The organism is Parageobacillus galactosidasius, assembly GCF_002217735.1.
Lineage (GTDB): Bacteria > Bacillota > Bacilli > Bacillales > Anoxybacillaceae > Parageobacillus_B > Parageobacillus_B toebii.
In genome coordinates this window covers 760,435-772,441 of sequence record NZ_NDYL01000001.1, presented here as the reverse complement: position 1 = coordinate 772,441, position 12,007 = coordinate 760,435, and the positions used below count along the sequence as shown (strand labels likewise).

Genomic DNA, 12,007 nt, shown 5'->3' with positions numbered 1-12,007 from the left:
AAGGATAGTAAAACATATTATGTTGTTAACAATAACCTACAACGTATACGCAGAAACTAAGGGACATTGTACAACATCAAGTACGAACTCACCTGTAAAAAGAAGGAGCTCGTCCTGGGAATAACTTCTAGGATCTCTCTCCCAAATAGTCAGCGGAGATTAACCTTTCATCCAAGTACTTTAAAAAGTCTGTTGCCTGCTATAATACATCAGTAAAAGCCTGTGATAAGGTTCATTCATTAACCTTGAAGAACGCAGCTCCTCGTTGTGGGTGTCGAGAAACGGCGCCCGAACGCAAGCGCCCCCGGCGGCGGGAACACCCGCTACCGGGGGCGCGTAGCCTTTGGGGGCTATTCTTGCAGGGGGGCGCAGAACTCTTCGTCGTAGTAGAGGTCCTGCCCAAGCTCCACCCGGCCGAAAAAGAGGGGCTGAGGCTCCTCGACCAGCTCCAGGCGGTAGACGGTGCTGACGTAGAAGGGGATATCGGGTTCCTTAACCGGCACCGGTGCCATGCGCGCCCAGTCTAGGGCTACAATGTCCTCCAACAGGTAGTCCTGGAAGGCACCCAGCATGTCAGTGATGGCAAAGCCCATGTCGAGAATGCCCTGCTGGATCTGCCGCCACTTCCGCCAAGAGGCCTCCAGGTAAGAGAGACCAAAGTAGCCCGCGGCACCGGGCCCACGCAGCCCCTCTGTGCAGCGGCTCAGGAAGAGCAGGAGGCCCTTGACGGTGTCGACCGGGTCCGTGAAGAACACATCAAACTGGCCACGGAGGTGAGACGGCAGCCCATCCTGTACGTCGTAGACCTCGGCGTGGACGTGGTCCCAACCACGGTCCCGGGCCACGTCACGGATGAAGCGGATTATGCGTTCGTCCACATCCAGGACGTAGATGCGCCGCGGCAACCCTGAGAGCGCGGCCGCAATGCTCGTGAGGTCGTCGTCGCCCAGTAGCAGAATATCGCGGCCCACCAAATCGCCTTGCTGGGCCATCAGGGCCAGTCGTCGCATGGTGGTCTCAGGCGTCACGTACCCTTGGTCAAAGTCGGGCGTCGCCTTGGGCCGCATGGCCACGATATCCTGGAAATCTGCAAGGACGCGATCGAAAAGCGGTCGCAGAACGATACCGCGCCCCGCGCAAGCCTCACAGCGTTGTTCGGCCACCCGTTCTAGGCTCAGAGTTTCCACCTTTCGACGCCCCGCCTCGGTAATCACGAAGTGATCACCGTCGTAGACCACCATCTCTCCCTCCAGGAGCGACTGCAGTGACTTCAGCACCTGGTGGGTCTGGGCTTTCCCTGCCCGCATCAGCTCCCAGTAGGATTTGGGACCGAAGTAGAGTGCACGAAGCAGAAGCGCGTCGATCCGACGAGTTTCCGCAGCAATACTGTTTTTTGACATAGGTACCACTCCTTTCGCTCTAAGAGAGTAAAGACCATTCCGCCCCGTCATCCCTTCGTTTTCAGCGAAGGAAGCGACGAGAAAACATACGTAGCGGCGGTTCAAACGTTTTTTGGAACGTTTGTCAGTTGCTTCTTAATATGGGTCTAACGAGCATCCGGCTACATGTCTTCGTTTTCTTCGTGACCATCACGATTTCCATTCAGAAAAACGGCTTGCACCCGCTCTAAGTCGTTGCCAACGCTGATAAACACATTTCCCAGGTATGCCTCATCAAAGCGCGCTCATTTTCCCTCCCCTGTGATTAACTCTTGCACGAACACGGGTAGCTGGAAAAGGGCTTTGTGCATTCTCGGATGATAATAGCGGGTATTGATTGGATTGAGCTTCGTCTCATCCACTTTCATTGGATCATACTTTTTCGAACCGATCGTAAATCTTCAACATGTTTTATTCCGTCGGTTACCTCTATTTTGACGCGTGGATCCTCTAAAGCACCTGCGATTTTAGGGAAATAGGTTTTGGAAGCTTCTATCACTTTGCCGTCAATCTCTGCCAAAGTAGCTGTTTTTACCGAAGAATGTTTCAAAATTTCGCGGATGGCCCCTCCATCTCCACCGCCAACGACAAGCACATGTTCCGGATTAGGATGGGTATTCATCGCCACATGGGTAATCATTTCATGGTATACAAACTCATCGCCATCGGTAGTCATTACCATGCCATCTAAAACAAGCATGTTGCCAAATTGGACTGTTTCAATTACATCAAAGGTTTGAAATTTCGTTTTTTCATGGTGTAAAGTGCAACGAATCTTGGTTGTGATTCCATGATCGGGAGTTTGTTTTTCTGTATACCAGAGTTCCATCTCCATCTGTAAAAGTCCTCTCTCCTTTATTCGAATTTTGATGCGTTATTTAAGATAAAGCATCCTTCATCTTTCATGTACCGAATAGCATTCTTGCTTCTTTCGATAGGGAAACGATAAAGGATGCCGCTAAATCTGGAAGAATTTTTTTAGGTTTCATAAGTATTACGTTTCTATAGGATTTAAATCGGTAATAGCGTTACGGTATCTTTCGCTTCCAGATTTTCAATCATTTCATACCAAGCCCTTGGCTTGTTCGATAAGACAGAATAATAACGTTTCAAAAACTTCACAACAAGATCCGCTGGAAGTTCATTCACGCTATCGTCCATCGGAAGAAAACAAAGATCGAGACCGGTTACGGCTTCTCCATCATTGTTCCAAGATGGATGGACATAAGGGAAGTCAAGCCGCTTATATCCCAAATGCGATAATACCTCACGACGAACATATGGATCCATCGGCTTAATCCCGCCAAATTCATAATGCTCTACCCGATAAGGATCATAAATTTCAGCGAACATGCCATATAACTGCTTTCCGTTTGCTGCGGCCCAGTTGTTCAAATCCTCTAACCGCTTTTTGGCTAAAAATCGACCAATCCCTAGTCCTGCTTGGCCGATAATGGTGAAATCTGTCATCGCGACATTTAAATCTTCATAATAGCGGTACTCTGTCGCACCTACTACCTCTCCTTCGTAAACAGCAACACACACACGAATTCCCGGATCTTCCAGAGGCTCTTTCCACAAATCGAATGCTAATACTTCTTCAGGAGGAAATACATTTTGCATCAATTGGTGCATTTTTTTAAACAAAGGGTCTTCAATACTCGTAATTCTGAGATATTCCATCTTCATCATTCTCCTTGTTAAAATTTGGATCTATAAAAAGGATTTTTCCATTCCATCAGTGCAGCATAATTGCACGATTCTTCATCCTCTAAATAGTTTGCCACCACTTTAACAGGTGTACGGCCACAGCGAAGCAGAAAGGTAATAACAGGATCCTTCAATTCTCCTTTTACTACAGCTTCGAGATATTGTTCCGCTGTCATCTTATGAGCTTTTTTATGATAGCCGGGCATTCTCCCTCCACCTAACAGCCGTTCTAATCCCAAATGAACAACTACTTCATACATGGATAACATCAGCCATTTTCCCAGCCCTAATTTGCGATAGGCAGGACGCACGCCAATATCAACAACATAGAGTGTATTCCCGTTTGGATTATGGTTACGGATATATCCATTATCCGTGATCTCTTCCCATGTATGGTCCGGATGGCTGGGATCAAAGTCAACAATAAGTCCCGTCATCGATCCCACAATTTCGCCATTCACCTCAACACATAAGGCACCCTCTGGAAATAGTGTTACATGGTTTTTCAGCTGTTCCGTATTCCACCATAATTCAGACGGGAATGGTGGAGGAAAACTTTCCTGTTGAATGCGGATTAAGCCAGGGAAGTCCTTTTCTTCATAATTTCGGATTACCGCTGGAACAGGACGATCTTGGTCAAAGACGTAAAACTCCTTTCGATACATTCTTCACCCTCCTTATAGAGCAGCTAGTCACATCTTATTTCCAATCCGGATAAAGATCCGTGCGTCGATCACGCCACGTGGTGACAGAACCGCTTTCGCGAACCTGATATAACAGCTCTAAATCGAGATCAGCGGTTACAATCATATCATGATTGATTTCTCCTTCTACCAAGATGCCGCGCGGAGGAAATGGGATATCGTTCGGTGTAATCACCGCCGCTTGCCCAAAATTTGCCCTCATGAAATCAACCGTAGGAAGGGAACCTACCGTACCAGTGGTGACGACATAAACTTGATTTTCGATTGCTCTCGCATGGCTGGTGTAACGGACACGATAAAATCCGTGACGATCATCGGTGCATGAAGGGCAGAAAATGACATCAGCCCCTTTCGCCTTTGCCATTCGAACGATTTCTGGAAATTCGATGTCATAGCAAGTCAACATCGCAATGGTTCCCTTGTCTGTTTCGAACACCTGCAAGCTTTCTCCAGGAGACATATTCCATTCCTTTACTTCCGTCGGAGTGATATGAAGCTTTGGCTGTTCGGCAACTCTTCCGTCTGGATAGAATAAATGAGCAACGTTGTATAATCGTTCGCCTTTACGGATGACATGGGTTCCTCCAATAATATGCATCTTTGTTTGCTTAGCCAAATTAATAAATAAAGACCGATATTGTTCTGTAAAATCAGGAAGATCTTGAATGGTCAAAGGTTGCCCTTGCTGGTTGCCAATAGACATTAGCTGGGTGGTGAAAAATTCCGGAAACAAGACAAAATCCGCCCCAAACTCTTCGGCTGTTTTAATATAATGTTCTACTTGTTTGGCAAATTCCTCAAATGATTGGATGGTATGAAGATGATATTGAACTGCTGAAACTCTCAGTTTCATAGTCTCCCCCTCTCTTGTTATCCATCTAGTAACGTTTCGCCCCAGTCAGTGGCGATACTGATATTATTAGACACATCATTCAATTTAACAAGTACACACTTTTGTGTTACATAGTGTGGAAAAGTATACTAAAAGAGGATAAACGAAAAAAAGGAGAATAAAAAAGAAGTCTGTAGAAACGATGAGGGGATGATAGAGGTGATGCTTTGTGATCTGCAACCACGTACATACAAAAAAACCAACGGACAGTGGATCTTTCATAAAGATGGTTGTCCGCTGGTTTTTTAACGTCTAATATAAACTTATTGCTTTCTTCATCTCTATATCGATAAGTGTGCATTTTCTATGAAAATTGCCTGCCTGTAAAAGTATATTAAGGAGGACGAGCAGGGAGTTTTCGAAGCTTTAAAGGAGGAAAGTTTTTTCTACTTGGCGGCCTCATTGATTTTTACTTGACCTTTGACAACAGTCTCCATATAGTTTCTGCCCCATTCATACATAGCATCAAGAATTGGCATCAGACTTTTTCCATGCTCGGTCAGTGAATATTCTACTTTTGGTGGAACAACAGGATAGACTTCGCGATGAACAATTTGATCTTCCTCCAGCTCTCGCAACTGGTTAACAAGCATTCTTTGGGTGATCCCCGGCATGAGAGCTTTTAGTTCACTAAACCGCTTCTTTCCCCCTTTTCCTAGATGCCATAAAATAAGCATTTTCCATTTACCGCCTATAACAGCGAGTGTTAATTCTTTTTCACAGTTATACGTCTTGCCACAAACGTGTCCCATCGTTTCACCTCCCATGTTTATTACAGCCCATGGTATACTCATTTTCACTTTATAATAATAAAACACATACTGTCAAATAAATGTTATACACATTTATTCACTCATAGCAGATGGCATTCATTTCTCTGGATGGTAAAGGTCTCTTCATGATACATTCCGTTCATTGTATCTGCATGCCTTTTATATCATTAGGTATATTTTTTTACACTATATTATTTTTTTATCACTACATGATAATAAAGTGCGTACTTCTCAATAAATTTTATACGCATTATACTAGCATCTGTAAACCAATTACGAGCACTGGAGGGAGCAGCATGAATCGTTTTACTATTCCACGCGATATTTATTTCGGAGAGAATGCTCTCGATGTTTTAAAAACGCTGGAAGGAACAAAAGCTGCCCTCGTCTTTGTTGAACTTTCATGAACGAAAAAATACAAGAACAAGACCTTCTTCCTGTTCACAAAAATACCAATTCTTGCAATGTAGTAAACCTTGTTACATCTGCTCTATCAGCTTTATTCTTTTTGAAAAATGTTTCAAAAAGACAGGGGGGATAACATTGGATTCGATGACCTTTGTCTTGTTTGGGGCAACAGGTGATTTAGCTAAACGAAAAATTTTCCCTGCATTATATAATTTATTTCTCGACCAAAAAATGCCTCAGTCGTTTTCCATTATTGGAGTAAGTAAAAGAGAATTATCCGATGATGAATTTCAAATATATGTGGAAAATTCGGTAAAAACCTTTTCTAGACGTTTGACAAATGACCGTTCCAAAATGGAAGAGTTTCTCCGTGCGTTTCGTTATACTTCTTTAGATGTAACGAATGCACAAGGGTATAAAAAGTTGCTCGAAATTGTTCAACAACGTGAAAAAGAATTGAATATTCCTGAAAACCGTATGTTTTACTTATCTGTTGCGCCAGAATTTTTTGATGTGATTACGTCAAACATCAAGGAAAGTGGATTAGGATCCACCAATGGTTGGAAACGTCTGATTATCGAAAAACCTTTTGGTCACGATATAAAATCGGCCCAAGATTTAAACGAAAAGTTAAGTCAAGCTTTCGAAGAAGAAGAAATTTATCGGGTGGATCATTACCTTGGAAAACCGATGGTCCAAAACCTTGAAGCTTTAAAGTTTGCCAACCCTGTGTTTCAAGCGATATGGAACAATCAATATATAGCCAATGTACAAATTACGGCAAGTGAGACGGTTGGAGTAGAACAAAGAGCAAGCTATTATGATCAGGCAGGAGCCATTCGCGATATGTTCCAAAATCATATGCTGCAATTGTTGATGATGACAGCCATGCACCTGCCAAAACAGATTAGCGCAAAAGACATCCGTAATGAGAAAAGAAAAATCATGGAATCTCTTCGACCAATACAGAAAGAAGAAGTAGGTTTACACGTCGTTCGTGGTCAATACGGTCCTGGAGAAATCCATGGTAAACCAGTTGTTGGATATAAAGAAGAACCTGAAATCGATGCTTCTTCAACAACGGAGACATTTGTTGCTGCTCGTTTGTGGATTGATGATGAAAATTGGAGCGGGGTACCATTCTATATCCGTACAGGTAAAAGAATGAAGGAAAAGTCCACACGTATTGTCATTGAATTTAAAAATCCATTAAAGGAATGGTACTTACCGAAAAATGAGAAAACAGCTCCTAATCTTTTGGTGATTCAAATCAATCCGAACGAAGGTGTTACGTTGCAATTCAATAGTAAAAATGTATTCAACAATGGAAAAATGGAACCTGTTCATATGCACTTTACGACTAATCAGAAAGAGGTACCCGAAGCCTATGAACTCTTAATTTTTGACGCTTTACATGGCGATTCGACTTTCTTTGCTCATTGGAAAGAAGTTGAACTATCTTGGAAATGGGTGCAACCTGTTTTAGAGGCATTTGAGGAAAATCTCCTTCCTCTTCATTCATATCGTTCAGGTTCGATGGGACCAGAAGCTTCTTATCAATTATTGAAAGAAGACGGATTTTATTGGCGGTAGGCAATCACTTTCAGAGCAAACTTGAAAACATAATTAAGTTGTCAATATGTGAAATAGGAAATGCATTATTCTACCAGTAAATCTTCTTTGATCAAGTTTTAGGAGGTAGTCAGCATGAGAGTCGGGTTAATCGGTTTAGGAAAAATGGGATTAAACTTAGGTAAAAATCTCATTGACCATAAGCACGAAGTAGTGGCGTTCGATGTAAATGCAAATGTGGTTGAAGAAATAAAAAAATACGGGGCTAAAGGCGTATCCAGTTTAAAGGATCTCGTTCTATCATTAGAAAACCCAAGAATTCTTTGGATGATGGTTCCACACACAGTTGTTGATTCGGTGATTAGTGAGATTACACCATTTTTAAGCAAAGGAGACATCGTGATTGATGGTGGCAATTCTCACTATAAGGAATCGATTCGTCGTTATAACGAGCTAAAGGAGATTGGAATTCACTTTATGGATGCTGGAACCTCTGGTGGAGTGGAAGGTGCTCGTAATGGAGCGTGTTACATGGTTGGAGGGGATTCTGAAGCTTGGAACATTGTCGAGCCTCTTTTCCGAGATACCGCTGTCAAAAATGGGTATTTATATACAGGAAAAGCAGGTAGTGGCCACTTCTTAAAAATGGTCCACAATGGGATTGAATATGGAATGATGGCTGCCATTGGCGAAGGATTCGAAATATTAGAGAAAAGCGAATTCGATTATGACTATGAAAAAGTTGCAAGAGTGTGGAATAATGGTTCGGTTATTCGTTCATGGCTCATGGAATTAACAGAACGCGCATTTTCAAAAGATGCAAAATTAGAGGAAATCAAAGGAATTATGTATTCTTCCGGTGAAGGGAAATGGACAGTCGAAACGGCTTTAGATCTACAAACTGCCACTCCTGTCATCGCCATGTCCTTATTGATGCGGTATCGTTCATTAGAAAACGATACATTTACAGGCAAAGTGGTAGCAGCTCTACGCAACGAATTTGGCGGACATGCTGTAGAAAAAAATGAGAAGAAATAAACCGTTATAAGCATTTGAAGCATCTCCAGAAAAAACTTTTAAGGAAATAACATAAAATCCCCTTTCAGACGTAAGGTCCAAAATGATCAATGGACATGCACAGCAAAATTGGAAGAGAAAGGAGAAGTGTTATATGGCTATCTCTTTTGATTACTCTAATGCATTACCATTTATGCAAGAGAATGAACTAGATTACTGTAGTTGAGCAATTTTCATTACAATAATTACCATGTAAAAAGAGACAAACGGAGTACCCCTTATGCCACATGAAGCTGTTTTTTAACGACATCAATGGGAATATCTTGTTTCGCTGCATCGTAAATAAACTCCACGAGGCTATGTCCTTTCTTCTTTCGAAGGAAGTCAAGCCCGGTAGAGAAATCGCTGTTGGATTCGACCATACTGTACACATAAGCGAGTTGCACCAAGATCCAATACCGTTTCACCGCCCGACGTTGACGAACGCGGTACCCATCGAGCTTCAGCTGGTCTTTCGCTTGTCGAAAAAAGCATTCGATCGACCAACGCTGGGCATAGTAGCGCAAGATCTCTTCATCGCTTAGCTCCCGGTCGGTGCTCAAGACGCAGTGAAGATGTTCAGGTGTCATCGGCTGATCGGCTTTCCAAGCCAACAACACAACGGCATCATCGAGACCTTTCAGCGCTCCCTCGTAGCTTTACCGTGCAGCGAAACAAAATATTCCCATTGATACCGTGAAAAAACAGCTCCACGTGGCATAAGGGGTACCCTGTTTGTCTCTTTTACATGGTAATTATTGTAATTAAAATTGCTCAACTACAGTAGATTATTTAAGCGAATTTGTAAAAGCAGCTCATCATATGCTTCATGAAAGGAAAGGTCCAGGATCGGATTTTCTCGGTTGGGTTGATTGGCCGATCCGCTATGATAAAAACGAATTTTCGCGAATCAAACAAGCTGCTGAAAGAATCCGGAATCATTCAGACGCTCTTGTGGTGATCGGCATTGGCGGATCTTATTTGGGTGCAAGGGCGGCTATTGAAGCATTATCCCATACCTTTCATAACCAAATGAACGATACGACACAAATTTATTTTGCTGGTCAGAATATCAGTTCCACTTATATCTCTCATTTATTAGATGTATTAGAAGGCAAAGATCTGTCTATCAATGTCATTTCTAAATCGGGAACAACGACAGAGCCTGCCATTGCTTTCCGCATTTTCCGTGATTACATGGAGAAGAAATATGGAAAAGAGGAAGCAAGAAAACGGATTTACGTTACTACCGACCGAACAAAAGGAGCATTAAAAAAGCTCGCCGATCAAGAAGGATATGAAACGTTCGTTATTCCGGATAACATAGGCGGGAGATATTCTGTGCTGACAGCAGTTGGGCTATTACCAATCGCTGTAGCTGGACTGAATATTGACCGAATGATGGAAGGGGCAGCATCAGCATATCATAAATATAATAATCCCGATCTTTTAACCAATGAGAGTTATCAGTATGCCGCTGTACGAAATATTCTCTACCGTAAAGGCAAAGCGATCGAATTATTGGTTAATTATGAGCCATCCCTTCATTATGTATCGGAGTGGTGGAAACAGCTGTTTGGAGAAAGTGAAGGGAAAGATCAGAAAGGACTCTTTCCTGCATCCGTTGACTTTACAACAGATTTACATTCCATGGGGCAATACGTTCAGGAAGGCCGACGCAATCTGATCGAAACAGTGCTGCATGTCAAGAAACCGCAAATCGAACTGACGATTCAAGAAGATCCAGAAAATATCGATGGATTGAATTTCTTGGCCGGTAAAACGCTGGATGAAGTAAACAAAAAGGCTTTTCAAGGCACGCTATTAGCACATGTAGACGGTGGAGTGCCTAACTTAATTGTTGAACTGGATGAAATGAATGAATACACCTTTGGTGAAATGGTATACTTCTTCGAAAAAGCTTGCGGCATCAGCGGTCATTTACTCGGTGTGAATCCGTTTGATCAGCCGGGAGTGGAAGCATACAAGAAGAATATGTTTGCCTTACTTGGCAAACCGGGTTTTGAAGATGAAAAAGCGGCTCTCATGAAACGGTTATCTAAATAACGTTTTCTTACTCGATATCATGGCTATCTTGAAATGTGACTCTACATCTAAACTACCTGTTTTCCTGAACTCTGCAGGAGACAGGTAGTTTCATTTTTCCTGAATTTGATTATAATCTTTTTCCGCATGTAGACCGTTTTCAGCAAGTAAAATCAGTATGTCTAATACAGATCGATAGAGTGTAGGTACATGTACTTTCCAATTTAAAAAAGCCGACTCCAAACGATCACGTGCAGGGTGATCGCTTGTGTCAGCTTTTTATTTCCGATAATAATCACACGAAAACCGCTTCACAATCCGATGCGGAATAATGATTCGTTTTACCGGTTCGTTCGGGTTGGCGATTTTTTCGATTAAACTTTTTGTTGCTTCATAACCGAGCTGGAAAATGTGGATGTCCACCGATGTCAGCGGCGGACGCGACATTTCCGCCAGCAGCGTGTTGTTGAAGCTGACGATCGAAATGTCATCGGGAACGCGCAGTCCCATTTCATCCAATGTCTTCAGCACGCCTAAGGCCATTAAGTCGTCGGCGACGACAAGCGCGGTCGGCGGATCTGCGAGCGAAAGCAACTCCTTCATCGCTTCCTGACCGCCTTCCTGCAGAAATTCTTCATGCATGATATAGTCTTCCCGATAAGGAAGCCCTGCTCCTTTTAATGCCGCCTCATAGCCGTGCAATCGGTCGACGGTCACTAAATATTTCTTATTTCCGCCGACAAAGGCAATTCGTTCGTGCCCTAACTCAATTAAATGCTGGGCCGCTTCTTTCGCCGCCCGATAGTTATCGTTGTCCACATGGGTGATTTGTTCTTCTTTTTGATGCGGCTTTCCGATAACAACAAACGGAAATTTATTTTTTTGCAAGTATTTCATCAGCTTATCATCGATGCGCGAATATAACAAAATCACCCCGTCCACGCGGCGGCCTTGAAGCATGTCGATGACTTCTTCATAAATTTCATCTTCTTCTTCTCCCGTCGACATTTGCAGCGCATATTTCTTCTCATGCGCCGCTTTGCTGATGCCGCGAATCACTTCTGGAAAAAACGGGTTTTGCAGCGCTAGTTCGGCAGCGCTCGGCATGACAATTCCGATCACCTGTGTCGCTTGACTCGCCAAACTGCGCGCAATAAAATTCGGATGATAGCCAAGTTCTTTCATTGCCTGTCGCACTTTTCGCTTCGTCTTCTCACTAATTCGCGGACTGTCGGCAATAACGCGGGAAACCGTGGAGGGAGCCACGTTTGCTCGTTTTGCAACATCTTTAATCGTGACGTTCATCTTTACTCCCCCATTGCTTTTTATCCATAGTATACGTTGTTTATCATGCTAGTCGCGCCTCATTATTCACTTTCAGCGCCTTTGTGCATGTAGAAAGCCATT

The 12,007-nt window shown here is 43.1% G+C and carries 8 protein-coding genes and 3 pseudogenes; 3 read left to right on the top strand and 8 right to left on the bottom strand.

Annotated elements, in window-relative coordinates; genetic code table 11:
• Positions 1-350: 350 nt before the first annotated feature.
• From B9L23_RS04130 to hxlR, 6 genes and pseudogenes are all read right to left on the bottom strand, one after another.
• On the bottom strand, positions 351-1,400 hold the full coding sequence (locus tag B9L23_RS04130) for a bis-aminopropyl spermidine synthase family protein (RefSeq protein ID WP_089096924.1): 1,050 nt from the start codon (positions 1,398-1,400) through the stop codon (positions 351-353).
• Positions 1,401-1,684: 284 nt separating this feature from the next.
• Positions 1,685-2,268, bottom strand: a pseudogene (locus B9L23_RS04125) (spermine/spermidine synthase domain-containing protein).
• 182 nt (positions 2,269-2,450) lie between these two features.
• Complete coding sequence (locus tag B9L23_RS04120) at positions 2,451-3,122, bottom strand: GNAT family acetyltransferase (protein WP_089096923.1); 672 nt, start codon at positions 3,120-3,122, stop codon at positions 2,451-2,453.
• 17 nt (positions 3,123-3,139) lie between these two features.
• On the bottom strand, positions 3,140-3,814 hold the full coding sequence (locus B9L23_RS04115) for a GNAT family N-acetyltransferase (RefSeq protein ID WP_089096922.1): 675 nt from the start codon (positions 3,812-3,814) through the stop codon (positions 3,140-3,142).
• A gap of 34 nt (positions 3,815-3,848) precedes the next feature.
• Entirely contained in the window at positions 3,849-4,706 is an 858-nt protein-coding gene (locus B9L23_RS04110) for a carbon-nitrogen hydrolase family protein (RefSeq protein WP_089096921.1), read from the bottom strand.
• Positions 4,707-5,131: 425 nt separating this feature from the next.
• Entirely contained in the window at positions 5,132-5,497 is a 366-nt protein-coding gene (gene hxlR / locus B9L23_RS04105) for a transcriptional activator HxlR (RefSeq protein ID WP_062677804.1), read from the bottom strand.
• Positions 5,498-6,061: 564 nt separating this feature from the next.
• Between hxlR and zwf the strand changes: the two genes are divergently transcribed.
• Both zwf and gnd read left to right on the top strand, forming a co-directional pair.
• Complete coding sequence (zwf, locus tag B9L23_RS04100) at positions 6,062-7,519, top strand: glucose-6-phosphate dehydrogenase (RefSeq protein ID WP_062753843.1); 1,458 nt, start codon at positions 6,062-6,064, stop codon at positions 7,517-7,519.
• Between the two features lie 114 nt (positions 7,520-7,633).
• Positions 7,634-8,536: a phosphogluconate dehydrogenase (NAD(+)-dependent, decarboxylating) gene (gene gnd, locus B9L23_RS04095; RefSeq protein WP_089096920.1), complete on the top strand. Its 903-nt coding sequence runs from the start codon at positions 7,634-7,636 to the stop codon at positions 8,534-8,536.
• Between the two features lie 257 nt (positions 8,537-8,793).
• On the opposite strand, the pseudogene B9L23_RS04090 reads toward gnd, so the two are convergent.
• A pseudogene (locus B9L23_RS04090) lies at positions 8,794-9,210 on the bottom strand (transposase); the annotation flags it as partial.
• A 127-nt stretch (positions 9,211-9,337) separates the two neighbouring features.
• On the opposite strand from B9L23_RS04090, the pseudogene B9L23_RS04085 reads away from it, so the two are divergent.
• Positions 9,338-10,621, top strand: a pseudogene (locus B9L23_RS04085) (glucose-6-phosphate isomerase); the annotation flags it as partial.
• Positions 10,622-10,879: 258 nt separating this feature from the next.
• On the opposite strand, the gene B9L23_RS04080 reads toward B9L23_RS04085, so the two are convergent.
• Positions 10,880-11,905 carry a LacI family DNA-binding transcriptional regulator gene (locus B9L23_RS04080; protein WP_062753848.1) on the bottom strand — a complete coding sequence of 342 codons (1,026 nt, stop codon included), beginning with the start codon at positions 11,903-11,905 and terminating at the stop codon, positions 10,880-10,882.
• Positions 11,906-12,007 lie beyond the last annotated feature (102 nt).

Bases quoted from the DNA above. Each gene is read 5' to 3' on its own strand.
- B9L23_RS04115 (WP_089096922.1), bottom strand. From the start codon at position 3,814: ATGTATCGAAAGGAGTTTTACGTCTTTGACCAAGATCGTCCTGTTCCA.
- B9L23_RS04110 (WP_089096921.1), bottom strand. From the start codon at position 4,706: ATGAAACTGAGAGTTTCAGCAGTTCAATATCATCTTCATACCATCCAA.
- B9L23_RS04130 (WP_089096924.1), bottom strand. From the start codon at position 1,400: ATGTCAAAAAACAGTATTGCTGCGGAAACTCGTCGGATCGACGCGCTT.
- hxlR (WP_062677804.1), bottom strand. From the start codon at position 5,497: ATGGGACACGTTTGTGGCAAGACGTATAACTGTGAAAAAGAATTAACA.
- gnd (WP_089096920.1), top strand. From the start codon at position 7,634: ATGAGAGTCGGGTTAATCGGTTTAGGAAAAATGGGATTAAACTTAGGT.
- B9L23_RS04120 (WP_089096923.1), bottom strand. From the start codon at position 3,122: ATGGAATATCTCAGAATTACGAGTATTGAAGACCCTTTGTTTAAAAAA.
- B9L23_RS04080 (WP_062753848.1), bottom strand. From the start codon at position 11,905: ATGAACGTCACGATTAAAGATGTTGCAAAACGAGCAAACGTGGCTCCC.